The sequence below is a fragment of the Mesorhizobium sp. BR1-1-16 genome (assembly GCF_020165495.1).
In the GTDB taxonomy this organism is placed as follows: domain Bacteria; phylum Pseudomonadota; class Alphaproteobacteria; order Rhizobiales; family Kaistiaceae; genus Kaistia.
On the sequence record NZ_JAIUIE010000002.1, the window covers coordinates 109071 to 133708 of the forward strand.

Below are 24638 nucleotides of genomic sequence, written 5' to 3' on the forward strand. Positions count from 1 at the left end.
AGAGATTCATGGCGCTCCGAGCATAGATCGTCTGCGCTCGGATGCCTACCTTTCGCTGAAAGGAGACCAACATGAGCATCAGCGGCAAGGTTGTCATCATCACCGGCGCGAGCAGCGGTATCGGCCGTGCGACGGCAATTCTCCTGGCGGAGGCCGGCGCGACCGTCGTTCTGGGTGCGCGGCGGGAGGATGCGCTGGCGTCGATCGCCCGCGACATCGTCGCGGCGGGCGGGCGAGCAATCTACAAGGCGACGGATGTGAGCGTGCGCGCTGATCTGGAGGCGCTCGTGCAGCTTGCCGTCGACGAGGCCGGCCGCCTCGATGTCATCGTCAATAATGCTGGCATCAGTCCGATCTCGCGCTTCGATGCCCTGCGCGTGGAGGATTGGGACGCGATGATCGACGTCAATCTCCGAGGCACGCTCTATGGCATTGCCGCCGCGCTGCCAGTTTTCCAACGCCAGCAAAGTGGCCATGTCGTCAATGTCGTCTCCACGGCCGGCCTCAAGATCGTGCCGACCATGGGCGTCTATGCAGCCACCAAGAATGCCGTGCGGACCATCAGCGAGGCGTTGCGGCAGGAGTCGGGGCCGCATCTGAGGGTCACGGAGGTGTCGCCCGGCATGATCGCAACCAATCTCGGCGACTCGGTCTCCGATCCTTCGGTCAGGGATGCCCTCGCGGCCCGGCTCGGGGCGATCGCAATCGCGCCGTCCGCGATCGCAAGGGGGATCGCGTTTGCCATCGATCAGCCCGATGACGTCGAGGTTGGCAGCATCGTCATAAGGCCGACGGCCCAGGACTGAGCGCGGCGCGCGGAAGTCACTCTCTGCTTCCGGATGCGCCGTCTGACGGCGGAAACTACCGCCCGAAGATTCCGCCGAGGATCACATCCTCGAGCGCGCGCGTGGCGGCTTCGAAATGGCGGTCGCCCGCGGCCTTGTCGCCGAGGACGGAGCGGATCTGCACCTCGAAGTCGGCATAGTGCTGGGTCGTCGCCCACACCATGAAGATGAGATGATAGGGGTCGACCGGCGCCATGCGGCCCTCGGCGATCCAGCGCCGCATCAGCGCGGCCTTCTCGTCGACGAGCGATTTGAGGCGGGTGCCGAGCACAACGCCGAGGACGGGCGCGCCCTGCAGCATCTCCATCGCATAGAGCCGCGATGCTTTCGGATTGTCGCGCGACATTTCGAGCTTGCGGTCGAGATATGCTCTGAGTTCCGCACGCGGATCATCGCCGGCGCCGAGCGCTTCGAGCGGCTGCAGCCAGGCCTCGAGCGTCCGCTTGAGGACGGAGAGATAGATGTCGTCCTTGCGGCGGAAATAATAGAGGAGGTTCGGCTTCGTCATGCCGGCGCCGGCCGCGATCTGGTCGATCGTCGAGCCGCGCAGGCCATAGCTCGAAAAAACCTCGAGCGCCGCATCGAGAATGCGTTGCTCGTTCTCTTCCTGGATCCGCGTGCGCTTCTTGGTCTGGTGGGCGCGCGCCGGCTCGGCGGGGTTCATCACGGGCGGCGACGCCTTCCCTCTGGCCATGGGCCGACAGTTTCGCCGATTTCACGCCGCGATCAAGCGCCCAGCCGCGAAGGCGGCGCCCCCGGCCGCGCCGCGGCCGGGAGAACGGGATACGTCCGGATCAGGTGCCGACCATCACCTTGCGCTCGCGCCTGCGGTCATGGACCGGCTGGTAGGCGATGCGCGAGTGATATTCGCAATAGGGAATGCCGCTGCCCGAGCGCTGGCCGCAGAAATGGAAATCCTCGGTGCTCGGGTCGCCGATCGGCCATTTGCAGGTCTGCTCGGTGAGCGTCAGGATCGTCGCATGCAGGCTGATCGGCACCACGACGGAGTCCGAGGCCTCGGCGCGCATGGCGCGGCGCGGTTCTGGCGCGGCCTGGACCATTGGCTTCAGCGCCGTGTTGCCGGCGACGAGCGGCCGGGCTGTCGGCGCCGCGCCCCGTGGGGCGATGCCGGTGCGACTGGTCGCTGCGGCGGGTTTCCGGGCCCGGGCCGTCGGCGCGGAAGCCGGCTTCGCCCGTCCGGACAAGCTCAGCCGGTGCACCTTGCCGATCACGGCATTGCGCGTCACCCCGCCGAGCTCGGTTGCGATCTGACTGGCGCTGAGCCCGTCGATCCAGAGCTTCTTCAGCAACTCAACCCGTTCGTCCGTCCAAGTCATAGCAAATCCTTGTCCGTCGGAGAGACAGTTCGAATCCCTGAAGAACGCCGTCCTGGACTGCGGACGACGACAGACTCGACACATTGTTCAGGGAGGACTGTCTCTCGATATTTCGTATCTTAACGAGCGTTAAGCTACTATATGGCGTGACTCTCTGACAAGAGTCGGGGGGAATCGAGGCGGCTGTTCTTGCTGTTTTCCCCAGTTAAGGCCTGTCGGGCGGAAGTTTGAGTCGCGTCAATCGCTTAGCCGCCTGCGCGGCTGTGGATGGCGTGCCTCCATTGACAGAAATCGTCACGACCGTGATATAAGGGCAACGCAAAAAGGTGCTGCCCGGCGCGACGGCCTCGGGTGGCACCTTTGGTTTTTTAGCATCCGGCAATCTGCGGCCAGACCCGAGGAGGGCATATGAGCGCCCCCGCATCCAGTGCACCCACGGCTTCCAACGCCCTGTTCGATACGTTCGCGCGCGCGCCGCTGGCGTTCGAGCGAGGCGAAGGCGCCTGGCTCTTCACGCCCGAGGGCGAGGCCTATCTGGACTTTTCCGCCGGCATCGCCGTCAACTCCCTCGGCCACGCCAATCCGACGCTCGTCGCTGCCCTGACCGAGCAGGCCGGCAAGCTCTGGCACACGTCCAACCTGTTCCGCATTCCGGGCCAGGAGCGCCTCGCCGAGCGCCTCGTCGCCGCCAGCTTCGCCGACCGCGTCTTCTTCGCCAATTCGGGCGCGGAAGCGAACGAGTGTGCGATCAAGACGGCCCGGCGCTATCATTATGTCAACGGCCAGCCCGAGCGCTTCCGCATCATTACCGTCGAGGGCGCCTTCCACGGTCGGACGCTCGCGACACTCGCGGCCGGCGGCCAGCAGAAATATCTCGATGGCTTCGGCCCGAAGGCCGAAGGCTTCGATCAGGTCCCCTTCGGTGACATCTCGCTGATCAAGGCCGCCGTGACGCCCGAGACGGCCGCGATCATGATCGAACCCATCCAGGGCGAGGGTGGCGTGCGCGCCTTCTCCAACGGCTACCTGCGTGAACTGCGGGCCCTTTGCGACGCCGAGGGCCTGCTCTTGATCATGGACGAGGTCCAGACGGGCGTCGGCCGCATCGGCAAGCTGTTCGCCTATGAGTGGACCGGCATCACGCCCGATATCCTGACGCTCGCGAAGGGTATCGGCGGCGGCTTCCCGCTCGGCGCGTGCCTTGCGACCAACGAAGCGGCCAAGGGGATGACGCCCGGCACGCATGGCACGACCTTCGGCGGCAATCCACTCGCCATGGCGGTCGGCAATGCGGTGCTCGACGTCGTCCTGGCCGATGGCTTCCTGGATCATGTGCGCGAGACCGGCATCTATCTGAAGCAGCGCCTGGCAGCACTGGTCGACCAGCATCAAGATGTGTTCGACGGCGTGCGCGGCGAGGGATTGCTCGTCGGCCTGCATGGCGTCAAGCCGGTGCCGGAAATCGTTGGGGCGCTCCGTGCCGAGCACATGCTGGTCGCCGGCGCGGGCGACAATGTCGTGCGCCTGCTGCCGCCGCTCACCGTCGGCCGCGATGAAGTCGACGCTGCCATCGCGAAGCTCGAGGCGGCTGCCGCCGCGCTTGCGCCGGCGCGGCTCGAAGCCTGAATCGGACCATCATGACCCGGCATTTTCTCGATCTCGCCGATTTCGATTCCGCGACCCTGAACGGCATTCTCGACCGTGCGCGTACGCTACGCGAGGCGCGCGACGGCGCGCGCGACGGCGTCGGCCCCCTGGCTGGCAAGGTGCTGGCACTCGTCTTCGAGCAGCCCTCGACCCGAACCCGCGTTTCGTTCGATGTCGGCATGCGTGAGCTTGGTGGCCAGACCCTGATGCTGACCGGCGCCGAGATGCAGCTCGGCCGTGGCGAGACCATCGCCGATACCGCGCGTGTCATGTCGCGCTATGTCGATGGCATCATGATCCGCATCCTTGATCAGGACGCGCTCGCCGAGCTGGCGGCCAATGCCACGGTGCCGGTGATCAACGGGCTCACCCGCAGGTCCCATCCGTGCCAGGTGATGGCCGATATCCTGACTTTCGAGGACCATCGCGGTTCGATCAAGGGCCGCACCGTGGCCTGGGTCGGCGACAGCAACAACGTGCTCGCCTCCTGGGTCCATGCCGCTGCGCGGTTTGATTTCAGCCTGAAGATCGCGACGCCGCCCGAGCTTGCGCCCTCGCGCCGGCTGCTCGATTGGGCGCGTACGGCCAATGCGGCTGTCGTCGCTGGGGAAGAAGCCGAGTGGGCGGCCGCCGATGCGGATTGCATCGTCACGGACACCTGGGTCTCGATGGGCGACAGCGAGGCGGAGCGCCGGCACAACCTGTTGAAGCCGTACCAGGTCAACGCGCGGCTCATGGCCCGCGCCCACAAGGACGCGATCTTCATGCACTGCCTGCCCGCCCATCGCGGCGAGGAAGTGACAGCGGAGGTCATGGACGGGCCGCAGTCGGTCGTGTTCGACGAAGCCGAAAACCGCCTTCATGCGCAGAAGGGCATTCTTGCCTGGGCGATGAGCGGGGAGACGGAGTAGCCTGATGTCGGAAATCGGAAATCTCGGACCCCGCTCGGTCCAGCCGGCGGGTGATGATGCCGTGCTGCCTTTCGAGGTCGAGGGTCTCGATGTGCGCGGCCGCGTCATCCAGATGGGGCCGGCCCTTTCATCGATGCTGGCCCGGCATGATTACCCGCTACCGGTCTCCAAGCTGCTCGGCGAGGCGATCGTGCTCGGCGTCTTGCTCGGCTCGTCGCTGAAATTCGAAGGGCAGTTCCTGCTGCAGACGCAGACCGACGGCCCGGTCGACATGCTCGTCGTCGATTTCCGCACGCCCGGCAATCTCCGCGCCTATGCCCGTTTCGACGCAGAGCGCGTGGCGGAGATGGAGGCCGAGGGCACGCTGGAGCCAGCGGAACTGCTTGGCAATGGCGTCCTTGCGATGACCATCGACCAAGGCGCCCATACCAGCCGCTACCAGGGCATCGTGCCGCTCGATGGCTCAAGCCTTGAGGAGGTAGCGCACACCTATTTCGCGCAGTCGGAGCAGATCCCGACGGCGGTCCGCCTCGCAGTTGCCGAGATGATGACGCGCGAGGACGGCAAGGTGGCGCATAGCTGGCGCGCCGGCGGACTTCTGGTCCAGTTCCTGCCGCAATCGGAAGACCGGATGCGGCAGCGCGACCTGCCCGGCGGCGACGCGCCCGGCGGGCTCGACGAGGACGACGACGATGATGATGCCTGGGTCGAGGCCAAGTCGCTGGTCAGCACGACCGAAGATCACGAGCTGATCGATCCCGAAGTGCCCGCCGAGCGGCTGCTCTACCGCCTCTTCCATGAACGCGGCGTGCGCGTCTTCGACCCGACATCGGTACGCGACCAGTGTTCCTGCTCACGCGAACGCATCGTCGGTGTGCTTCGCTCGTTCTCCGCCGAGGAGATCACGGAATCGATCGAGGACGGCGCGATCACCGTGACCTGCGAATTCTGCGGCCTCAAATACACCTTCGACCCGGCCGAATTCCTGTCCTGAGCCAGCCTCGCGTCAGTGCACGACGCGGATCTGGTTGGGGAGATCGAGGGAGAAGGCCGGGATCTCGACCACGAACATTTCGCCGCTGTCGGTCTGCATCTGATAGGTGCCGACCATGATCCCGGATGGCGTCGTCAGTGGACAGCCGCTCGTATATTCGAAGCTCTCGCCGGGCTTCAGCGTCGGCTCCTTGCCGACCACGCCGCGCCCGCGGACCTCTTCGGTGCGGCCGCTGGCATCGGTGATGCGCCAGAAGCGCGAGCGGAGCTGCACGTTTTCGAGCCCCAGATTGACGATCTCGATGTGATAGGCCCAGACATAGCGGCCATCGCCGGGCGAGGACTCGTCTTCAATGAAGCTCGGCTCGACCGTGACCTGGATCGATCGCGTGACGGCACGGTACATCGGCGGCGCTCCTGCTGGAGAGCGGCTCATAGTCGAAATCGGATCGCGTCGTCAATATTGCGCAAGCGGGACGCGAGGCTGCTTGCTTGTCAGCGCGGCGCGCTCCGCTAGACTTATGGATCAAGCGCCGCGAAACCGGATTCGCCAAAAAAGGAAGGGTATCGGATATGCTGAAGGAATTTCGAGAGTTCGCCTTGCGCGGCAACATGGTCGATCTCGCGATCGGTATCATCATCGGTGCCGCCTTCAGCGGGCTAGTCCAGTCGATCGTCAATGACATCATCATGCCGATCATCGGTCGGATCACCGGCGGCATCGACTTCACCAACAAATATGTCCAACTCGCCGGCGATCCCCAGCCGACGCTCGACGCTGCCCGCAAGGCCGGCGCGACGATTGCCTATGGCAACTTCCTGACGCTCCTGATCAATTTCATCATCGTCGCCTGGATCTTGTTCATGATCGTCAAGGGCATGAATACGCTGAAGCGCCAGCAGAAGGCCGACCCCGCTCCGGCCGCCACTCCGGAAGATGTCGCATTGCTGCGCGAGATCCGCGACCTCCTCGCCACCCGTAAATAGCCGCCTTTGGCGGTTCTGCTAGCTTCAAATTCGGCCCTGGCCAGGGCTGGCGGCTGTGACGCGAGTTACAGCTCCAGCCGATCAATCTTGTTTAGCTGGGCGGATTTTGGCCGCGCCTGCGGCCGCTCCGTCGTCTCCTCTTGATCGGAACTTTCTTGACCAGTTTGCCCGCCAAGGACCGGCTCAGGCCGGAGGCTCACAGCGCCCCGGAGAGCGGGATCGTCGAGATCTTCAATTATGGCCGCGACCGTGATGGCCTGATTCCGCTCTGGGTTGGGGAGGGCGATCTGCCGACGCCGGACTTCATCGTCGACGCCGCCCGGGTGGGACTCGACGATGGCGAGACCTTCTACACACATCAGCGCGGCATTCCGGAGTTGCGTGCGGCCATCGCCCGCTATCACGAGCGCCTCTATGAACGCCCGTTCGATCCCGAGCGGTTTTTCGTCACATCGGGCGGCATGCCGGCGATCCAGATTGCCCTTCGCATGGTTGCCGGGCAGGGCGATGAGGTGGTCATCCCGACCCCGGCCTGGCCCAATTTCGGCGCTGCGACCGAGGTCGGCGGCGCGCGCGCCGTCGCGGTGCCGATGCAGTTCGGCAATGCCGGCTGGACGCTCGACCTTGATCGCTACTTCGATGCCGTGACCGAGAGCACCACGGCGCTATTCCTGAATTCGCCCTGCAATCCGACCGGCTGGACGGCGACGCGCGAGGAACTCGTGGCGATCCGCGATTTCGCGCGGGCGCGCGGGCTCTGGATCATCGCCGACGAAGTCTATACGCGCTTCGTCTATCAGGGCGAACGAGCGCCGTCCTTTTACGACATCACCGAGCCGGACGAGCCCGTGCTTTACGTGAACACGCTTTCGAAGAACTGGGCGATGACCGGCTGGCGCGTCGGTTGGCTTGGGGCGCCGCCGCGTTTCGGCCAGACGATCGAGAATCTCATCCAGTATTCAAGCTCGGGAACGCCGAAATTCCTGCAGCGCGGCGCTGTGGCCGCGCTCGACCGGGGCGATCATTTCATCGAGTTCCAGCGTGATCGTGCCATGGCGGCGCGCGAGATCGTCTGTCAGGGGCTCGAGGCAACCGGCCGCGTGCGGTTCACCTGGCCGAAGGGCGCCTTCTACCTGTTCTTTTCGGTGGACGGCGAGACGGACAGCCGCAAGCTTGGCCTTCGCCTCGTCGACGAGGCGAATGTCGGCCTAGCGCCGGGAGACGCGTTCGGGCCAGCCGGGGCGGGCTTCATGCGCATGTGCTTCCTGCGCAATCCCGATCAGGTCGCCGAGGCGACGGATCGCCTGGCCGACTGGCTGGTCTAGAAAGACCAAGGCGGCGACGATCGCCCGCTTGGGCCATCGCCGTCGCGAGACGATCAGCCGCCGGAGGTCGAGACCGCGAGACGCTCGACGCCTTCCATCGCGCGCTGCGGGATCGCCGGCGTGCGGCCAAGCGGCAGCCAGAGGCGGCGCCAGACATCGACCAGCGCATCGCGGAGGCCGAGGATCAGCGCCTCGTCATGGCAGGGCGTCGGCGTGATGCGTAGCCGCTCGGTGCCGCGCGGCACGGTCGGGTAGTTGATCGGCTGGATATAGATGCCATGCTCCTCGAGCAGCATGTCCGAAGCCTTCTTGCAAAGGTCCGGATTGCCGACGAACAACGGCACGATATGCGTTTCCGATGGCATGACCGGCAAGCCGGCATGGATCAACACCGACTTCGTGCGCTGTGCGTAATGCTGCTGGAGCGCACGTTCGGTCTGCGACATCTTGAGATGGCGGATCGAGGCGGTCGCGGCAGCGGCGATCGCCGGCGGCAGCGCGGTCGTGAAAATGAAGCCCGGCGCATAGGATCGCACCGCGTCGACAATCGCCCGGCTCGCGGTGATATAGCCGCCCAGCGCCCCGAACGCCTTGGCAAGCGTTCCCTCGATCACGTCGATCCGGTGCATGACGCCGTCGCGCTCGGCAATGCCGCCGCCGCGTGGCCCGTACATGCCAACCGCATGCACTTCGTCGATATAGGTCATCGCGCCGTATTTTTCGGCGAGGTCGCAGATGCCGGCGATCGGCGCGACGTCGCCGTCCATTGAATAGACGCTTTCGAAGACGATCAGCTTGGCGCGGCCCGGCGCCGTCTCAGCCAGTAGTTCCTCGAGATGATCGAGATCGTTATGGCGGAAGATCTTCTTTTGCGCACCCGAGCGACGCACGCCCTCGATCATCGAGGCGTGGTTGAGCTCATCCGAGAAGATGACGCAATCGGGCAGCAGACGGGCCAGCGTTGAAATGGCCGCTTCGTTCGAGACGAAGCCGGATGTGAAGACAAGGCCGGCTTCCTTGCCATGCAGGTCCGCGAGTTCCTGCTCCAGTTCGACGAGCGGATGGGTCGTGCCGGAGATGTTGCGCGTGCCGCCAGCCCCAGCACCCATGCCCTGCGCCGCGGCGACCATCGCGCCGACGACGTCCGGATGCTGGCCCATGCCGAGATAGTCGTTCGAGCACCAGACGGTGATTTCACGCTGGCCGCGCTCGGAGCGCCAGATCGCATGCGGGAAGCGGCCCACGATCCGCTCGAGATCGGCGAAGACGCGATAGCGCTTCTCGCTGTGGAGAGCCTCGATCGCGTCCACGAAGAACGACTGATAATCCATGAACTCGGCCTGCTGCCTAGAAGAGTTGCAAACTAGCGGAGGGCGTCGAATCTGTCCAATGAAGCCGGCCAGCGTCGGCATTCACTTTCCTGTAACTGGTCCTTCACCTAGGCCTCTACGGCCCGTACCGCCATGACGCAATTTAGCGCACGCCGTTTGGCGGGCTTTGATCCAGGTCACAGCCCGGCTCGGAATCGAGATCGGCAGACGTCGGCCCAGGCTGACTGCCGCTCGAAAACAACAATGCCGGCCTGAGGCCGGCATTGTCGATTAGGCGGGGCGTCTTGGACTAGAACGCGTACTTCATCGCGAGGGCGAGGTTGATCTTGTCGCCGTAGTAGCCGTCGCCGGTGTTCTTCCAGGAATAGCCGAGATTGACGTTGAGTTTCGCGGCGTCGCTGAACGCATAGGTCAGGCCGGTGGCGACCTTCGGCGTCTGCCACTGATAGTCGAACGCATCGCGCCAACGCAGGTTGAACACGTTCCACGACCACTGCTTGTTGAGCTTCAGGTCGCCGGCGAGATAGAGAGCGTAGTAGAGCGCGCTCGAGTCGCCGTCATCGCCGAGGCCGGTGGCATCCCACGTCTCGCCGAGGGCGGCCTGCGGCGTCAGCGTGAAGTCACCGAACTTGAACTTATAGCCGACACCGCCTTCAGCATAATATTGCTGGGTGCTGTCATTCTTCAACGTCGCCTGGAAAGACCCGTTGAGCACCCAGTTCTGGTCGAAGGTATAGCCGAGGCTCGCCTTGATCGCGGTATCGGCGTAGTTGCCGGCGGTGTTCTTGCCCTTGGTAACGGCATAGAATTCCGGGCTGACCTCGAGGCCGACCGACCAGTTGAGCATCGCGTTAGGCGCCTTGACGGGGCCGAGATCGGCCGGGGCAAGGTCGGCTGCGAACGCCGGCGCGGCGCTGAGCGCCAGCGTGGACGTAAGCATCAATGTGGCAAGTGTGCGCATAGGCATTTCCTGTTTCGGCGGCCGCATCGTCGCGATGCCCCGCCTCGGATCCCACCCCGCCCGGACCCTAATCCCGCTGGTTAACAACGGGTTATGATCGCGCCGCCACACCCCACCGTCATAAACTAGTCATCATTGGTCACATTCCGTCACGGCCTTCTGCCGCGCCCTTGACGGATAGTGCTCAGGCCCTGTCGAGGGCGGCGCTGATATCCTCGATCAGGTCGTCAGGATCCTCCAGCCCGATCGACAGGCGCAGCATGCCCTGCGTGATACCAAAGCCAAGCCTTGCCTCCTCGCTGAGCCGCTGATGCGTCGTGGTCGAAGGATGGGTGATGAGGCTCTTCGCATCGCCGAGATTGTTGGAAATCTTGATGATTTCCAGTGCGCTGGCAACGCGGAAGGCTGCCTCCTTGTCGCCATCGACCTCGAAAGCGATCAGCGTCGATCCCCCCTTCATCTGCCGCGCGATGATCGCGGCCTGCGGATGGTCGGCGCGGCCGGGATAGATGAGCTTCGTGACCTTGGGATGCGCCGCGATGACATCGGCCACGCGGGCCGCCGTGGCGGTTTGTCGCTGGACGCGGATTTCCAGCGTCTCAAGGCCCTTCAACAGAACCCAGGCATTGAACGGCGAGAGGCTCGGGCCGGTCTGACGCAGGAAATTGTGCAGGTGGTCGGTGACATAGGCCTCGTCGGCCGAAAGGATGATGCCGCCGAGAACGCGGCCCTGGCCGTCGATATGCTTGGTGGCGGAATAGACCACGACATCGGCGCCGAGTTCGATCGGCGACTGCAGGATGGCCGTGGCGAAGACGTTGTCGACGACGAGGCGCGCGCCGGCGGCATGCGCGATGTCGGCGACGGCGGCGATGTCGATGACTTCGAGCGTCGGATTGGTTGGGCTCTCGAGGAAGAAGGCCTTGGTGTTCGGGCGCACGGCGTCGCGCCACTGGTCGAGATCGGTACCGTCGACCAGCGTCGAGGCGACGCCGAAGCGCGGCAGCAGGTCCTCCACGACATAGAGACACGACGAGAACAGCGCCTTGGCGGCGACGACATGGTCACCGGCCTTCAGCATCGAAACCAGCGAGGCGGTGACGGCGGCCATGCCGCTCGCCGTCGCCCGCGCGGCGGCCGCGCCTTCGAGAAGGCGCATCCGCTCCTCGAACATGAAGACGGTCGGGTTGGAAAAGCGCGAATAGATGAAGCCCGGGCTCTCGCCCTTGAAGCGGGCCTCGGCCGCTTCCGCGTCGTCATAGGCAAAGCCCTGCGTCAGGAACAGCGCCTCGGACATCTCGCCGAACTGCGAGCGGAGCGTGCCGCCATGGACGAGTTCGGTGGCGGGGCGGCGGCGGCGAGGAGAGGGCGTGTCGGCCATTGCAAGTTTCCCGATACAAAAATCCCGACCAGCGGCCGGGAGCAAAAGATCGGGATACGGGTTCGCCGCAACCGACCTTTTAGCGACCTTGTTTAACGTGGCGGCAAGCCGGTCGGCTCAAAGGACCACGAACTGACATTTCTGATAGGCCGCTTGCGCGGCGCCGTCAATTGGCTGATCGGGCCCGGCTTCGCCGGCTTGGCGGGCCGCAGGACTTCCTTTAAGCAAGGGCGCGCCCGTCAAAGGGCAGAGGACTGCGGGGACGGGCGCGCATGGCCGGCACGATCAATATGGGCATCCTTTCGGACCGGCAGATCCGGACTGCGTTCCTGGAGGGCTGGATCGCCTCGGAAAAGCCGCTGGACGGCGACCAGATCCAGCCCGCGAGCCTCGATCTTCGCCTCGGCGCTGTCGCCTATCGCGTCCGGGCGTCGTTCCTGCCGGGTCCGACCGTCACCGTCGCCGATCGCATTCAGCAATTGCGGCTGCACGAAATCGATCTGACGCGCGGCGCCGTGCTCGAAACCGGCTGCGTCTATATCGTGCCGTTGCTCGAGAGCCTGGCGCTTCCGGGCGAAATCGAGGCTTCGGCCAATCCGAAATCCTCGACCGGCCGGCTCGATATCTTCACGCGCGTGATCACCGACCGCGCGCAGGCTTTCGACACGATCCCTCCCGGCTACAACGGCCCGCTCTATCTCGAGGTCAGCCCGCGCACCTTCCCGATCCTCGCGCGGACAGGCTCGCGTTTGTCGCAGATCCGCTTCCGCCGGGGCGACACGCGCCTTTCCGATGCAGCGCTGACGGCGCTGCATGACGCCGCGCCGATCACGGATCGGAAGCCGATGATCGCCAACGGACTCTGCCTCTCGATCGATCTCGAAGGCAGCGGCGCGATCGTCGGCTACCGTGCCAAGCGTCACACCGACGTCGTCGATGTCGACCAGCGCGCGGCGCTCGACATGCTGGATTTCTGGGAGCCGATCAGCCGCCGCGGCCGCGCCGAGCTCATCCTGGACCCCGACCAGTTCTATATCCTCGTCTCGCGCGAGGCGGTGCATGTGCCGCCCGAACATGCCGCCGAGATGGTCGCCTTCGACCCGCTGGTCGGAGAGTTCCGCGTCCACTATGCCGGCTTCTTCGATCCGGGCTTCGGCAACAGCGCCGCCGGCGGCGCCGGCAGCCGCGCCGTGCTAGAAGTGCGCAGCCACGAGGTGCCGTTCATCCTCGAACACGGCCAGACCGTCGGCCGCCTCGTCTATGAGACGATGTCGGAACGCCCGGCCGTCCTCTATGGCGCCGGTGCCGGCTCGAACTATCAGGCGCAGGGCCTGAAGCTTTCGAAGCATTTCCGCCTGGGCTAGGGTCCGGGGCCTAGTCCACCGTCAGCGCGACCGTTCCAAGGCCGTCGATCTCGATCCGCGCCGTGTCGCCCGCATCGAGCCAGCGCGTCTCGACCAGGCTGCCGGTCAGCACGATCTCGCCGGCTTCGAGCCGCCGCCCGCGTGTAGCGAGGCTGGCAGCGAGCCATGCCACGGCTGCAAAGGGATGGCCGAGCACATCCGCGCCGATGCCGCGGCCGCGCGCTTCGCCATTGATCATCGTCGTGCCGCGAACCGCTGCGAGGTCAGGCAGCGCATCCCTCGCGACCGGCCGGCCGAGGACGCAGCCGGCGGCGAAGAAGTCGTCGGCGACGAGCGTCGGTGCGCCAAGCGTTCGCCAGTCCGCATAGCGATCGTCGACGATCTCGATCGCGGCCATCGCAGAGTCGATCGATGCGGCCACGGTTTCGAGATCTGGCGTGCCGCCGCGGCCGTCGAGCGGCTGCGCAAGGCGCACGGCGATCTCGCACTCGATGCCGATGCGGCGATAGTCGCGCGCACTCGCTTGTGCCGGTGTGTCGCTGCGGGTCCCCGCGAAGAGGCCGGCTGCGCAGGGCGCATCAATGCCGAGATAGGTCTGCATCACCTGGGTCGTGCAGCCGATCTTCCAGCCGATCCGGCGCCCGAAGCGTGTTGAAGCGAGCCGTTCATGCACCCGGTCCTGGACCTGGTAGGCAGCGGTCATGTCCGCGGGCCGGTCTGCCTCGTGCAGCGGCACGACGGCGGTGCCGTCCAGCCGATGTCCGGCAAGGATCGATGCTGCGGCCTCGATCGGCATGGTCGTGTCTCCAAAGATACTATGGCGGCCTTCTCTTGCGGTCGCTTTGGCTTGCTCTTGCCGGATGCCGTGGTCCATGTTGAGAAGGGGGCGGGAAGAGCATTCGGGAGGCGATCTTCATGTATGTCGGCGTCGAGGGAAAGGTGCTGCTGGTGACGGGCGGCACGCAGGGCGTCGGAAGGGCGATCGCCATGGAAGCCGGACGGTCGGGCGCCGAGGGCGTCATGATCACCGGTCGCAACCTGCGCCGCGGCGCAGCCGTGGCCGAGGAGCTGGAGGCGCTCGGCGTCGAGGCCGGCTTCGTCGATGCAGCGCTCGATGATCCCGATGCGCCGGCGGCGATCTTTCAGGCCACGCTCGACCGTTTCGGCCGCATCGACGCGCTGGCCAATGCCGCTGCGCTCACGGAGCGTGGCTCGGTCGCCGATGCGGATATCGATTTCTTCGACCGGATGTTCGCCGTGAACACCCGCGCTCCGCTCTTCCTGATGCAGGAGCTGATCCGGCATCTGCGCGAGCGGCGCGCGCATGGATCGATCGTCAACATCCTCTCGGTCAACGCCCATGGCGGCACGGCCGACCTTGGCATCTATGCCGGCAGCAAGGCTGCGCTGGCGACGCTCACCAAGAATGCGGCCTATTCGCATCGCTTCGATCGCGTCCGCATCAATGGCATCCTGCTCGGCTGGGCCGATACGCCGGGCGAACGCGAAATGCAGTCGTCGCGGCTCGGCAAGGGCGAATGCTGGCTGGCTCAGGCCGAGGCCACGCAGCCCTGGGGGCGGCTGATCAAACCGGAAGACGTTGCCCGCCTCGCGATGTTCCTGTTGTCGGATACGTCGATCCCGATGACGGGTTCGCTTGTTGACCAAGAGCAGAGCTACGTTCTCGGCGTCAGGGACTGAGCCGTCTCCGCCATTTCCCGACCGGACCTGCCATGCCACACCATAGTGACCTGACCGACCAGGCGATCCTGCTTGCTCTTTTCGAGGCGGCGCTCGCCGCCGCATTGCCGGACGGGCGTTTCGAGGGACATTTGCCGGATCCGCCGAAGGGGCGCGTGATCGTGCTCGGCGCCGGCAAGGGCGCTGCGCGGATGGCGGCGGCATTCGAGGCGGCGTGGATCGGAGCCGGTCACGCGCCGCCGGAGGGGCTCGTCGTTACCCGCTACGGCCATCGAGAGCCGACGCAGTTCATCGAAGTTGTCGAAGCGGCGCATCCTGTCCCCGACGCCGCCGGATTGATGGCCTCAGAGCGCATCCTGGCCCGCGCCAAGGAGGCCGGACCCGATGATCTCGTCGTTTTCCTGATGTCGGGCGGGGCTTCGGCCTTGATGGCGCTGCCGGCGGCCGGGCTGACGCTGGAAGACAAGCAGCGCATCAACAGGGCGCTGTTGAAGAGTGGAGCGCCGATCGGCGCCATGAATCGCGTGCGGAAGTCGCTGTCGGCGATCAAGGGCGGCCGTCTTGCCGCGGCGGCGGCCCCGGCCCGGATGATCACCTATCTGATTTCGGACGTGCCGGGCGATGATCCCGGCGCGATCGGCTCGGGTCCGACCATCCCCGAAGCCTCCGATGCGGAGGATGCGCTCGCGATCCTCGCCGAGCATGGCATCGCGGTCGATGACCGGATCGCCGCGGCCATGCGGGCCAATATCGTCTCCGCCGGTGCAGGCGGCGAGGTCGTGATGCTGGCGACGCCCAAGATGGCGCTCGACGCGGCGGCGGTGAAGGCGCGCGAAATGGGGCTCGCCACGCTTGTGCTCGGCGACGCGCTGGAGGGCGAGGCGCGCGACGTTGCCCGTGTCCTTGCTGCCATCGCAACCTTCGCCAAGGCACATGGCGAGCCTCTGGCTCCTCCAGGTGTGATCCTCTCGGGCGGCGAGACGACCGTCACCGTGCGCGGAACAGGGCGCGGCGGCCGCAATGCCGAGTTCCTGCTGGCCCTCGCTTTGGCGCTTGGCGACCAAGAGGGCATCGCGGCCATCGCCTGCGACACGGACGGCATCGACGGCTCGGAGGACAATGCCGGCGCCTGGTTCGAGGCCGGATTGCTCGCGGCCGCGCGGTCCATCGGCCTCGACGCCGCCGCCTTTCTCGCCAACAATGACGGCTATGGATTTTTCGCCACGCTGGACCGCCTGGTCGTCACCGGACCGACGTTGACGAATGTCAATGATTTCCGCGCCATTCTGATACGCTGACTGCGACCGCGGGGTCTGCCCTTGGCGAAGCGTGCCGTGGGTCTTAAGAGGATCAGATCGCGCCGGGACGCGGAACGATGACGGACCAGGTGACCCAACCGAGCGGCTTCGGCCGGAGCTACAAGCATGTCGCGCGCCGTATCGTCGCCTCGCGTCGCGACGGCATGGCCGATAACCAGCTTGGCCTGGTGCTGACCTTCGTTGCAGGCGCCGTCAATGCGGGCGGCTTCTTCTATGTCGGGCAGTATACGTCGCATATGTCGGGCATCGTCGCGGCGATCGCCGATCATGTCGTGCTGGGGCTTGGCGATCTTGTTCTCGCAGGGCTGATCGCATTCGGCGCCTTCACGCTGGGCGCCGCAACCTCGGCCATCCTGATCAACTGGGGCCGGCGCCACTATGTCAGCACGCAATATGTGCTGCCGATCTCGCTAGAATGCGTGCTGCTGCTGGTCTTCGGCGCGCTGGTCGGACCGACGCTGCCGGCTTCCCTCGTGCAGCCGCTCGGCATTCCGCTGCTCTGCTTCATCATGGGATTGCAGAACGCCACGGTGACCAAGATTTCGGGCGCGCGCATCCGCACGACCCATGTCACCGGCATGGTAACCGATCTCGGCATCGAAATCGGCAAGTTCGGCTATGAGTTGGTTGGCCGCTTCCGACCGGATGATCATCGGCCCCCGGTCGCTGCCGATCGCCCGAAGCTGGCTCTGCTGTCCTCGCTACTCGGCGCTTTTATCTGCGGCGGCATCGTCGGCGCGCTCGGCTTCAGCCGCATCGGCCCGGCAGTCGCGACCTTGCTGGCGCTGGTGCTTGCGGCTCTGGTCGCCCCGTCATGGGGCGAAATCTTGCGTCACCGACGCCGCCTGCGGCGTCGGCAACGACGCAGCCGCGCCTAGCGATCGTCCTCGTCTTCGTCGAGGCCTTCGGTCTCGACCACCGCCTCGGCCTCTGAATTGGGCCGTCCATCGGTATCAAAGATCGTGTCGAGGAAGGCTGCGTTGGCCCGTTCGTCAACCGGCGGGACTGTCGGATAGGCGGGCGGCTCGGCACTGGGCGCGGACTTGACGTCGTAGACCGCCGCGTTCATCAGCGGACCCTTGATCGGCGCGTCATTCACGGCGCTCTTGACTTCGTCTTTGGGCATGAAAACCTCCTTGGTCGACTATGAAAACGAGCCGGGCCGGCGCTCGTTCCGTGGCGCGCCAAATTTGCGGCCGAGCGCTGCAGCCGGCCGGCCAACCCGGGGGATATGTTGAGACGACCGATATTCCTGATCTGTGCAGCTGCGATCGTCCTCTCCATGGCGGGCTCAGCCCGCGCCGACGATGCGGCAGGCTTCGACCATACGCTTCTCGGCCCGCTTCTGAGCGATAGCCGCGATGGGATCACGGTGCGCGTCGCGGTGCCGAGCGCGAAGGCGGTCGATACGATCCTCGGCATGCCGGCGATCGAGAAGGGCATCCAGCCCGTTTATGTCGAGATCGAAAACGGCAGCGACGACCCGCTCTGGTACATGCCGATCACCATGGACGAGGCTTATTTCTCGCCTTCGGAGCTCGCCTATCGCTTCCATGATTCCCTGCACCTAGAGCGCAGCATCGACAATGCCAAGCGGGCGGAACAACTGGCCATGCCGATGGTGATCGCGGCCGGCGCGACAGCATCCGGCTTCGTCTACACGCATCTCGAAACCGGCCTCAAATTCGTGACGGTCGGCATGCTCAAGGACGGCAACGAGATCGATGTCCGCTTCATCATTCCCGTTGCCGGCCCGGCCTATGCGACGCCGCAACTCGGGCCGGACCATATGCCGGTGACAGCCACGATCGAGGATGTCGACCTGCCGACGCTAAAGGCGCGCATCGAGGCGATGCCCTGCTGCACGACGAACGCCGCGGGTGATCGCAATGGCGACCCGCTCAACCTCGTCGTCATCGGCGATGGCATCGACACGCTGTTTCCCTTTGTCGGGCGCGGCTGGCACCTGACCGAGCCGCTCGACCTGCACAGCGCGATCGATACGGCGAAATCCTTCCTGATCGGGACGGAATACGCGACGTCGCCGGTCAGCCCGCTCTACGCCTTCGGGCGGCACCAGGACATCGCGCTCGAGAAGGCGCGTGGCTCCATCAACGAGCGCAACCATATGCGCTTCTGGCTGACGCCGCTGCGCTATGAGGGCCAGAATGTCTGGATCGGACAGATCAGTCGCGACATCGGCGTCGAGCTCACCGACAAGTCCTGGTATCTGACGACCCACAAGATCGGCCCGGAGGTCGATTTCGACCGCGACTACCTGTTGCAGGACATGCTGAAGAGCGGCTCGATCTCGCATTTCGGCTATGCCGCCGGTGTCGGCGTTTCGCGCCTTCCCGATCCGCATGTCAACCTGACAGGCGATCCCTATGTCACCGACGGGCGCCGCCTCGCGATCATGCTCGACGACAACGGCGGCCTCGTCCGCGGGGCTGATGCGCTCGAATGGGATAAGCTGCCGCTGCCGGTCCAATGAGGCCGCCGGATGCTTCGGGAATGACGGGACGGATCGCCGACCTCTGGTCTGCTGTCCGCCCGCCTCCCGACGGTCGCCCGCCCGCTCATCCCTCCGCGAGTGCGTGAAAATTGCCATCCGGGTCCTTGAACCAGGCGATCTTCATGCCGTGCCCGACATGGAGGTCGCCCTTGATGGTCATCCCGCCCCCTGGATAGTGCTCGAAGGTGACCCCTGCGGCGGCGAGCCGCTCGACCAGCGCCTCGATCCCGTTCGGGATGGTCCAGGTGACGGCTGTCGCCCGGTTCGTACCGGCAAAATCCGACACATAGACGAGGAGCGAGGTCGAACCGGCCCGGTAGACGGCCGTTCCCGGCCGGCTCTTGCCGTAAGGTTGCAGCCCGAGCACGCCTTCATAGAAGGCGCGGGCGACGCCGAGATCGCCGACTGCGATCGTGGCAATGGGATCGTAAGTGCCGAGCATGCTGGATCTCCTTCCGCAAATGTCCCGTCCTTGCCAAGGACGTTTGGCGAAGGCCCGGCCCGACAGGTCCATCAACCGGGCGGCGGCTCGCCGGCTTCGCCCGGTTCCGTCTGCGTGATCAGCCGCGAGCCGCGCTGATTGCGCAGATACACCCAGAGCCAGCTCAGAGCGACGGCGATGCGGTGACGGACGCCGATCAGGAAGAAGACATGCGCGATGCCCCAGATCCACCAGGCGAGCGCACCGGAAAGACGGATCCAGCCGAAATCGATGACGGCGCGTCGTTTGCCGATCGTCGCGAGGCTGCCGTCGTGGCGATAGCGGAAGGGGCTGACAGGCTCGCCGGCGAGCCGTGCGCGGATCGCCTTGGCGGCGTGCCGTCCGGCCTGCTTGGCGGCTGGCGCGATGCCCGGCACCGGCTTGCCGTTCGGCGCCGCGATGGCAACCGTGTCGCCGATCGCGAAGATTTCGGGATGACCGGGCACCGAGAGATCGGGCAACACCTCGATCCGGCCGGCGCGATCATGGGCGGCACCGAGCCACTCGGCAGCGGGGGATGCCTGCACGCCGGCCGCCCAGATTACCGTCGCGGCGTGGATCCGTTCCTCGCCCATGACGATGCCGTCGGCATCGCAGAGCGTCACGGCGACGCCGAGCGCCACCTCGACGCCGAGCCGCTCCAGGGCCGCCTTGGCGAATTCCGACTGCGCCTCCACGAAGGCCGGTAACAGTCGCGGCCCCGCTTCGACGAGGACGATCCGCGTCTCCAGCGTGTCGATATGGCGGAAATCGCGCTTCAGCGTGTCGCGCGCCAATTCGGCGATCGCCCCGGCAATCTCGACGCCTGTCGGTCCGCCGCCGACGATCGCGAAGGTGAGCAACGCCTGCTGGCGGACGGGATCGTGCTCAGCCTCGGCGCGTTCGAACGCCGTCAGAATACGGCGACGGATCGTCGTCGCGTCCTCCAGCGTCTTGAGCGCTGGCGCGAACCGCTCCCAGTCGTCATGGCCGAAATAGGAATGACGCGCGCCGGTCGCGATGACCAGCATGTCATAGGGGACAGGATCGAGATCCTTGAGCATCACGAGGCGGCGCTGGGTGTCGATGCCTGTCGCGGTCGCCATCAGCACGGAGACTTCCGGCCGGTCGCGGAAAAGGAAGCGGATCGGCCAGGCAATGTCGGACGGTGTCAGCGAGGCGGTGGCGATCTGGTAGAGCAGGGGCTGGAACAGGTGATGGTTGCGGCTGTCGATGACCGTGATGTCGACCGCCGCGCCTCGAAGGCCGCGGACCAGCTCGATCCCGCCGAAGCCGCCTCCGATGACGACGATCCGGGGCCGTGATGCTTCGGCGCTGCTCATCGAGGCCAGTCCTTTCACGCGCTCCTCCGACGGTCGTTCCGCGCCAGTCTTTCATGACCCGGCCGTTCCGGCGAGCCGGAAAACGGATGCTCATGAAGCTCGCGGATGCGAAATAATCGACCTCGCTGTTGACGTCGGGGTGGCCTATTCAAGAACATGTGACCACCGACAATCGCCGTCCGCGACGGTCGACTTGCGAGATGAGCCTGATGTCAGTCGTTCCCACGCCCCTGGCTGTCGCGCTTGCCGATGTCAGCAAGAGCTATGGCGGCCGTATCGTGGTCTCGGATGTGACGCTGGATGTTCGCAAGGGCGAATTTCTGGCCATTCTCGGCCCCTCCGGCAGCGGCAAGACGACAATCATGCGGCTCATCGGCGGCTTCGAGGCGCCCGATCGCGGCCGCATCCTCATCGCTGGCGAGGACGTGACCAACGTTCCGGCCGAGCGGCGGCGCGTCAACACCGTCTTCCAGAGTTACGCCCTCTTTCCGCATCTCTCCGTGCTCGACAATGTCGCCTACGGACCGCGCATGCAGGGCCTCGGCCGCTCGGCGCGGCGGGACAAGGCGATGGAGATGCTGGCGCTCGTCCGCCTCGCCGATGTCGCGGGCCGCAAGCCGCACCAGCTTTCGGGCGGCATGCAGCAGCGGGTCGCGCTTGCCCGGGCCCTTGCCAATGATCCGGCCGTGCTGCTGCTCGACGAGCCCCTCGGCGCGCTCGATCGCAAGCTGCGCGACGAGATGCAGCGCGAACTGCGCCGCGTCCAGGCCGAACTCGGCGCCACCTTCATCTATGTGACGCATGACCAGGACGAGGCTTTCGGCATGGCCGACCGGCTCGCGGTCATGCGCGATGGGTCTTTCGTGCAGATCGGCCCGCCGGCCGAAGTCTATGACCGGCCCGCGAATGCCTGGGTCTCGCGCTTCGTCGGAAGCGCCAATGCGCTGCCGGCGCGGGTCGAGCACCAGGGCGACCGGCCGGCGCTGCGCTCCGATCTCGGGCCGCTTGAAACCGGGTTTCTCGCAGAAGGCCTCGCGCCCGGCGATACCGCGGTGGTGCTGGTCAGGCCCGAGGCGACGCATTTCGTCCCAGCTGGCGGGTCGACGGGGCCGAACCGCATCGCGGCGCGTCTTGTCGACAGCGTCGCCATCGGCCCGGCGCTGCGCCTTCGCGCCATCACCGCCGGCGGCCTCGCGTTCGAATCGATCGAATCTCGGCCGCTCGGCCTCGCCCATGGCGCGGCGCTGGCGCCGGGTGATGCCGTCCTCGTCACGTTCGAAGCCGACGCCGCTCGCGCCTATCGCGACGATCGAACCGGCTGACCTCACCTCGAAAGGAACCAAGCAATGACAGTGGACTTTCGCCGCCGCGGCTTTCTGAGCCGCCGCTCCGTTCTTGGCCTGCTCGGCGCCGCCCCCGCGACGGCTGCCCTTTCGGCCGCGTTCCCCGGCGCCTTCCGCGCGGAGGCCGCGGGAAGCGGCCAGCTCAATGTCTATTCGTGGCCGGATTATTTCTCGACCGGCAATCTCGAGGCCTATGCCAAGAAGTCCGGCGTCACGCCCAACATCACGACCTATGATTCCAACGAAACGCTGTTTGCCAAGTTGAACAGCCCGGCCGGCGCCGGCTTCGACATCGTCATTCCCTCGTCGAGCTGGATCAAGCAACTCGCTGACAAGGGACTTCTGGAAGAGATCGACCACAGCAAGCTGAACCTTGCCTCGCTCGACCAGGACCTGCTGAACCGCGACTACGACCCGAGCAACAAATATTCGATCCCGAAGGACTGGGGCCTGCTCGGCGTTGTCTACGATCCCGAAGCCGTCGGCGGCGAGATCGAGACCTGGGAAGATTTCTTCAAGGCCGGCGAAAAGCCGGGCGTCTCGGGCAAGGTTCGCCTGTCGGATTCGGGCTGGGAGACGATCGGGCCGGAGCTCTGGTTGCAGGGCAAGGACTGGAACACGGCAACGCCGGACGAGATCAAGGCGGCCGGCGAGCGATTGAAGGGCTTCGCCAAGCATGTGAAGTCGTTCTCCGGCCTCGATCCGAACCAGGTTGCCAATGGCTCGATCGTGCTGGCCCAGACCAATAACGGCACCGCGCGCGCGGCGATCGGCCTCAATCCCAAGCTGAAATGGGTCGTGCCCGGCCCGTTCAGCGAGCTCTGGGTCGACAACTACGCGATCGTCAAGAACGCGCCGAATATCGATCAGGCCTATGACTTCCTTGCCTACCAGCTCCAGCCGGACGTGCAGCTCGAGGAGACACAATATATCGGCTTCCCGGCGGCACTCGCCGGGCTCAAGGAAAAGCTCCCGGCCGACACAAAGAATGTCGACATCATTTTCGGCGGCAAGGACCTCGACTTCAAGAAGCTGACCTCCTTCGTCGTCAATCCGGAGACGATCGGCACCTATCTTCAGGTGCAGACCGAGATCCAGGCGGCGGCCGGCGGCTGAGCGTGACTGCGGTCGAAATCACAGGCCATCCAAGGAACCCCGGCGGCGCCTCCGCCGGGGCTCTGGCGCCGCGCGCCACGGACCACATGCTCGCGGCCATACCGACGCTGTGGCTGGCGGTGTTCTTTCTGGCGCCGCTTGCCTTCACGGTCGTCTTCTCATTTGGCCGCTCGACCTTCGGCGGCGTCGAACTCGGCTTCACGCTCGACAATTACGCCACCGCCCTCTCGGGCTTCTATGGCGCGACCTTCCTGCGCACAGTCATCTTCGCCGCATCGGCCTCGGCGCTTTGCCTCGCCGCAGCCTATCCCGTCGCCTATTTTATCGCGCGGCACACCAGCCGGCGGCGCACTCTGGCGATCCTGCTGATCCTCATTCCCTATTTCTCGAGCTTCCTCATCCGCGTGATGGCGCTGCACATGCTGATGTCACGCGGCGGGGCCAGCGAGATCGTGCTGAACGCGCTGCATCTCCATGATGGTCCGCTCGACATCCTCGATACGCAGACCGCCGTCTTCATCGGCATGGTCTATGCCTATCTGCCGATCGCCATCGTCCCGCTCTTCGTCGTGCTCGACCGGATTCCGCGCCCGCTGATCGAGGCAAGCCGCGATCTCGGCGCCTCGCGTTTGAAGACGTTTCTGTTCGTGACCTTGCCGCTCTCTCGCCCTGGCATTGCGACGGCCGTCCTGCTGACCGCTGTGCCGATGCTGGGCGAAATGGTGATCCCGAAGCTCCTCGGCGGCAGCCGCGGCGTGCTGATGGGGCAGGCGATCGCCTCCCAATATCTCCAGTCGCAGAACTATCCCCTTGGCTCGGCCATGGCGGTCCTGGTTCTGATCGCGGTCGCTGTCATCGTGCTTGCGCTCGCCCGCCTTACCAAGGGCTTCGACGAGGTGGCGGCGTGAGCGCGGAGGGGGCACGCATCGGGGATTGGCGCAGCCGCATTCCGGATGCAGCGCTGCTCATCTGGTATGGCGTCGCCGTCTTCTTCCTGTTCGCGCCGATCGTTGCTGCAATCGTCTATTCGTTCAATACGGGTGTCGTGAACAAGCAGACCGCGACCTGGACCGGCTGGACGCTGCATTGGTATCCGGCAGCCTGGTACGATCTCTCGCTGCGCCGTTCGGTGGAGCAGAGCTTCATCGTTGCCTTCTGGACCGCGCTGGTCTCGGTCATCGTCGGCGCCGCACTCGGCTATGCGATGGTCCGCCATCCCGTGGCTAGCGTTCGCCGCCTGCTTGCCGGGCTCACTTATGTGCTGCTGATCGTGCCGGAATCGGTCATCGGCGTATCGTTGCTGCTCTTCTATGCCGTGACGCGGATCCCGCTCTCGACGGCGACCCTGGTCGCCGGTATCACGCCGCTTACCATCGCCGTGGTCGCCCTCATCATGCGCGCTCGCGTGCTGACGCTCGACCGCCGCATCGAGGAAGCCGCCGCCGATCTCGGTTCGTCGCGGCTGACGACGATCCGCCTGATCATCCTGCCGCAGGTGGCGCCCGCTTTGCTCGCCGGCGCCGTGATGGCTTATACCTTTGCCTTCGACAATCTCGTCGTCTCGGCCTTCCTGACGACGCCGCAGGTCAATACGCTGCCGGTCTATCTCTATGGCAGCCTGCAATATGGTCCCTCGCCGGCGGTCTATGCCGCGGCTTCGGCCGTGTTCGTCTTCACGCTCGTCATGCTCGGCATTGCCGGGCTCATCTATCGTTCCAGCCGGCGTCCCCCCGCCGCCGCCGACGCCTGAGGATCGCCC

Annotated in this window: 25 protein-coding genes and 1 riboswitch; of the genes, 15 read left to right on the plus strand and 10 right to left on the minus strand. The window is 65.5% G+C overall.

The window, feature by feature from the left end; translation table 11 throughout:
- Positions 1–71: 71 nt before the first annotated feature.
- On the plus strand, positions 72–806 hold the full coding sequence (locus tag LB518_RS06425; protein WP_224574602.1) for an SDR family oxidoreductase: 735 nt from the start codon (positions 72–74) through the stop codon (positions 804–806).
- Between the two features lie 55 nt (positions 807–861).
- On the opposite strand, the gene LB518_RS06430 is transcribed toward LB518_RS06425, so the two are convergent.
- Together LB518_RS06430 and LB518_RS06435 are read right to left on the minus strand one after the other, a co-directional pair.
- On the minus strand, positions 862–1539 hold the full coding sequence (locus LB518_RS06430) for a TetR family transcriptional regulator C-terminal domain-containing protein (RefSeq protein WP_224574604.1): 678 nt from the start codon (positions 1537–1539) through the stop codon (positions 862–864).
- Between the two features lie 100 nt (positions 1540–1639).
- Entirely contained in the window at positions 1640–2182 is a 543-nt protein-coding gene (locus LB518_RS06435; RefSeq protein WP_224574605.1) for a GcrA family cell cycle regulator, read from the minus strand.
- A gap of 408 nt (positions 2183–2590) precedes the next feature.
- Here LB518_RS06435 and LB518_RS06440 point away from each other — a divergent pair, with 408 nt between their 5' ends.
- From LB518_RS06440 to LB518_RS06450, 3 genes are read left to right on the plus strand one after another with little or no spacing between them, the layout of a single operon-like run.
- The gene (locus LB518_RS06440) at positions 2591–3808 is read left to right on the plus strand and encodes an aspartate aminotransferase family protein (protein WP_224574606.1); all 1218 of its coding nucleotides are present in this window, start codon (positions 2591–2593) and stop codon (positions 3806–3808) included.
- Positions 3809–3819: 11 nt separating this feature from the next.
- Positions 3820–4740, plus strand: a complete 921-nt coding sequence (gene argF, locus LB518_RS06445) for an ornithine carbamoyltransferase (RefSeq protein ID WP_224574607.1) — start codon at positions 3820–3822, stop codon at positions 4738–4740.
- A gap of 4 nt (positions 4741–4744) precedes the next feature.
- On the plus strand, positions 4745–5734 hold the full coding sequence (locus LB518_RS06450; RefSeq protein WP_224574608.1) for an Hsp33 family molecular chaperone: 990 nt from the start codon (positions 4745–4747) through the stop codon (positions 5732–5734).
- A 12-nt stretch (positions 5735–5746) separates the two neighbouring features.
- Here LB518_RS06450 and apaG read toward each other — a convergent pair whose 3' ends face one another.
- On the minus strand, positions 5747–6139 hold the full coding sequence (gene apaG / locus LB518_RS06455; RefSeq protein WP_224574609.1) for a Co2+/Mg2+ efflux facilitator ApaG/CorD: 393 nt from the start codon (positions 6137–6139) through the stop codon (positions 5747–5749).
- A 167-nt stretch (positions 6140–6306) separates the two neighbouring features.
- Here apaG and mscL point away from each other — a divergent pair, with 167 nt between their 5' ends.
- Together mscL and LB518_RS06465 are read left to right on the plus strand one after the other, a co-directional pair.
- A complete protein-coding gene (gene mscL / locus LB518_RS06460) occupies positions 6307–6720 on the plus strand; it encodes a large conductance mechanosensitive channel protein MscL (RefSeq protein WP_224574610.1) in 414 nt (137 codons plus the stop codon).
- A 155-nt stretch (positions 6721–6875) separates the two neighbouring features.
- Positions 6876–8045, plus strand: coding sequence for a pyridoxal phosphate-dependent aminotransferase (locus tag LB518_RS06465; RefSeq protein WP_224574611.1), 1170 nt, complete (start codon positions 6876–6878; stop codon positions 8043–8045).
- A gap of 53 nt (positions 8046–8098) precedes the next feature.
- On the opposite strand, the gene hemA is transcribed toward LB518_RS06465, so the two are convergent.
- The 3 genes from hemA to LB518_RS06480 form a co-directional block, all read right to left on the minus strand.
- Positions 8099–9376: a 5-aminolevulinate synthase gene (gene hemA, locus LB518_RS06470; protein WP_224574612.1), complete on the minus strand. Its 1278-nt coding sequence runs from the start codon at positions 9374–9376 to the stop codon at positions 8099–8101.
- A 289-nt stretch (positions 9377–9665) separates the two neighbouring features.
- Positions 9666–10337: a porin family protein gene (locus LB518_RS06475; protein ID WP_224574613.1), complete on the minus strand. Its 672-nt coding sequence runs from the start codon at positions 10335–10337 to the stop codon at positions 9666–9668.
- A gap of 184 nt (positions 10338–10521) precedes the next feature.
- Positions 10522–11718: an O-succinylhomoserine sulfhydrylase gene (locus tag LB518_RS06480; RefSeq protein WP_224574614.1), complete on the minus strand. Its 1197-nt coding sequence runs from the start codon at positions 11716–11718 to the stop codon at positions 10522–10524.
- 59 nt (positions 11719–11777) lie between these two features.
- A riboswitch (SAM riboswitch) is annotated at positions 11778–11857 on the minus strand.
- A 133-nt stretch (positions 11858–11990) separates the two neighbouring features.
- Between LB518_RS06480 and LB518_RS06485 the strand changes: the two genes are divergently transcribed.
- A complete protein-coding gene (locus tag LB518_RS06485) occupies positions 11991–13082 on the plus strand; it encodes a 2'-deoxycytidine 5'-triphosphate deaminase (RefSeq protein WP_224574615.1) in 1092 nt (363 codons plus the stop codon).
- Between the two features lie 10 nt (positions 13083–13092).
- On the opposite strand, the gene LB518_RS06490 is transcribed toward LB518_RS06485, so the two are convergent.
- Positions 13093–13878 carry a 2-keto-4-pentenoate hydratase gene (locus LB518_RS06490; protein ID WP_224574616.1) on the minus strand — a complete coding sequence of 262 codons (786 nt, stop codon included), beginning with the start codon at positions 13876–13878 and terminating at the stop codon, positions 13093–13095.
- A gap of 119 nt (positions 13879–13997) precedes the next feature.
- On the opposite strand from LB518_RS06490, the gene LB518_RS06495 reads away from it, so the two are divergent.
- The 3 genes from LB518_RS06495 to LB518_RS06505 all read left to right on the plus strand — a co-directional run bounded on the left by LB518_RS06495 (position 13998) and on the right by LB518_RS06505 (position 16980).
- Positions 13998–14783: an SDR family oxidoreductase gene (locus LB518_RS06495; RefSeq protein WP_224574617.1), complete on the plus strand. Its 786-nt coding sequence runs from the start codon at positions 13998–14000 to the stop codon at positions 14781–14783.
- Positions 14784–14815: 32 nt separating this feature from the next.
- Positions 14816–16081 carry a glycerate kinase type-2 family protein gene (locus tag LB518_RS06500; RefSeq protein ID WP_224574618.1) on the plus strand — a complete coding sequence of 422 codons (1266 nt, stop codon included), beginning with the start codon at positions 14816–14818 and terminating at the stop codon, positions 16079–16081.
- Positions 16082–16158: 77 nt separating this feature from the next.
- Entirely contained in the window at positions 16159–16980 is an 822-nt protein-coding gene (locus LB518_RS06505; protein ID WP_224574619.1) for a YoaK family protein, read from the plus strand.
- Here LB518_RS06505 and LB518_RS06510 read toward each other — a convergent pair.
- Entirely contained in the window at positions 16977–17228 is a 252-nt protein-coding gene (locus LB518_RS06510; RefSeq protein ID WP_224574620.1) for a hypothetical protein, read from the minus strand. The two genes, LB518_RS06505 and LB518_RS06510, sit on opposite strands and share 4 nt — an antisense overlap.
- 156 nt (positions 17229–17384) lie before the next feature.
- On the opposite strand from LB518_RS06510, the gene LB518_RS06515 reads away from it, so the two are divergent.
- Positions 17385–18596, plus strand: a complete 1212-nt coding sequence (locus tag LB518_RS06515) for an LssY C-terminal domain-containing protein (protein ID WP_224574622.1) — start codon at positions 17385–17387, stop codon at positions 18594–18596.
- Between the two features lie 85 nt (positions 18597–18681).
- On the opposite strand, the gene LB518_RS06520 is transcribed toward LB518_RS06515, so the two are convergent.
- Together LB518_RS06520 and LB518_RS06525 are read right to left on the minus strand one after the other, a co-directional pair.
- Entirely contained in the window at positions 18682–19059 is a 378-nt protein-coding gene (locus LB518_RS06520) for a VOC family protein (RefSeq protein ID WP_224574624.1), read from the minus strand.
- A 71-nt stretch (positions 19060–19130) separates the two neighbouring features.
- Positions 19131–20420, minus strand: coding sequence for an NAD(P)/FAD-dependent oxidoreductase (locus LB518_RS06525; RefSeq protein WP_224574626.1), 1290 nt, complete (start codon positions 20418–20420; stop codon positions 19131–19133).
- Positions 20421–20629: 209 nt separating this feature from the next.
- Here LB518_RS06525 and LB518_RS06530 point away from each other — a divergent pair, with 209 nt between their 5' ends.
- Genes LB518_RS06530 through LB518_RS06545 form a run of 4 tightly spaced genes read left to right on the plus strand, consistent with a single transcriptional unit; the run spans position 20630 to position 24629 of the window.
- The gene (locus tag LB518_RS06530) at positions 20630–21742 is read left to right on the plus strand and encodes an ABC transporter ATP-binding protein (RefSeq protein ID WP_224574627.1); all 1113 of its coding nucleotides are present in this window, start codon (positions 20630–20632) and stop codon (positions 21740–21742) included.
- Between the two features lie 24 nt (positions 21743–21766).
- A complete protein-coding gene (locus LB518_RS06535) occupies positions 21767–22879 on the plus strand; it encodes an ABC transporter substrate-binding protein (RefSeq protein ID WP_224574629.1) in 1113 nt (370 codons plus the stop codon).
- A 2-nt stretch (positions 22880–22881) separates the two neighbouring features.
- Entirely contained in the window at positions 22882–23787 is a 906-nt protein-coding gene (locus LB518_RS06540; RefSeq protein WP_224574631.1) for an ABC transporter permease, read from the plus strand.
- Entirely contained in the window at positions 23784–24629 is an 846-nt protein-coding gene (locus LB518_RS06545) for an ABC transporter permease (protein WP_224574633.1), read from the plus strand. The genes LB518_RS06540 and LB518_RS06545 overlap by 4 nt, the downstream gene beginning before the upstream one ends.
- The last annotated feature ends 9 nt before the right edge of the window (positions 24630–24638 follow it).

Coding starts and splice junctions, on each gene's coding strand:
- LB518_RS06425 (WP_224574602.1), top strand. CDS start 72: ATGAGCATCAGCGGCAAGGTTGTCATCATCACCGGCGCGAGCAGCGGT.
- LB518_RS06430 (WP_224574604.1), bottom strand. CDS start 1,539: ATGGCCAGAGGGAAGGCGTCGCCGCCCGTGATGAACCCCGCCGAGCCG.
- LB518_RS06435 (WP_224574605.1), bottom strand. CDS start 2,182: ATGACTTGGACGGACGAACGGGTTGAGTTGCTGAAGAAGCTCTGGATC.
- LB518_RS06440 (WP_224574606.1), top strand. CDS start 2,591: ATGAGCGCCCCCGCATCCAGTGCACCCACGGCTTCCAACGCCCTGTTC.
- argF (WP_224574607.1), top strand. CDS start 3,820: ATGACCCGGCATTTTCTCGATCTCGCCGATTTCGATTCCGCGACCCTG.
- LB518_RS06450 (WP_224574608.1), top strand. CDS start 4,745: ATGTCGGAAATCGGAAATCTCGGACCCCGCTCGGTCCAGCCGGCGGGT.
- apaG (WP_224574609.1), bottom strand. CDS start 6,139: ATGTACCGTGCCGTCACGCGATCGATCCAGGTCACGGTCGAGCCGAGC.
- mscL (WP_224574610.1), top strand. CDS start 6,307: ATGCTGAAGGAATTTCGAGAGTTCGCCTTGCGCGGCAACATGGTCGAT.
- hemA (WP_224574612.1), bottom strand. CDS start 9,376: ATGGATTATCAGTCGTTCTTCGTGGACGCGATCGAGGCTCTCCACAGC.
- LB518_RS06475 (WP_224574613.1), bottom strand. CDS start 10,337: ATGCGCACACTTGCCACATTGATGCTTACGTCCACGCTGGCGCTCAGC.
- LB518_RS06480 (WP_224574614.1), bottom strand. CDS start 11,718: ATGGCCGACACGCCCTCTCCTCGCCGCCGCCGCCCCGCCACCGAACTC.
- LB518_RS06485 (WP_224574615.1), top strand. CDS start 11,991: ATGGCCGGCACGATCAATATGGGCATCCTTTCGGACCGGCAGATCCGG.
- LB518_RS06490 (WP_224574616.1), bottom strand. CDS start 13,878: ATGCCGATCGAGGCCGCAGCATCGATCCTTGCCGGACATCGGCTGGAC.
- LB518_RS06495 (WP_224574617.1), top strand. CDS start 13,998: ATGTATGTCGGCGTCGAGGGAAAGGTGCTGCTGGTGACGGGCGGCACG.
- LB518_RS06500 (WP_224574618.1), top strand. CDS start 14,816: ATGCCACACCATAGTGACCTGACCGACCAGGCGATCCTGCTTGCTCTT.
- LB518_RS06505 (WP_224574619.1), top strand. CDS start 16,159: ATGACGGACCAGGTGACCCAACCGAGCGGCTTCGGCCGGAGCTACAAG.
- LB518_RS06510 (WP_224574620.1), bottom strand. CDS start 17,228: ATGCCCAAAGACGAAGTCAAGAGCGCCGTGAATGACGCGCCGATCAAG.
- LB518_RS06515 (WP_224574622.1), top strand. CDS start 17,385: ATGGCGGGCTCAGCCCGCGCCGACGATGCGGCAGGCTTCGACCATACG.
- LB518_RS06520 (WP_224574624.1), bottom strand. CDS start 19,059: ATGCTCGGCACTTACGATCCCATTGCCACGATCGCAGTCGGCGATCTC.
- LB518_RS06525 (WP_224574626.1), bottom strand. CDS start 20,420: ATGAGCAGCGCCGAAGCATCACGGCCCCGGATCGTCGTCATCGGAGGC.
- LB518_RS06530 (WP_224574627.1), top strand. CDS start 20,630: ATGTCAGTCGTTCCCACGCCCCTGGCTGTCGCGCTTGCCGATGTCAGC.
- LB518_RS06535 (WP_224574629.1), top strand. CDS start 21,767: ATGACAGTGGACTTTCGCCGCCGCGGCTTTCTGAGCCGCCGCTCCGTT.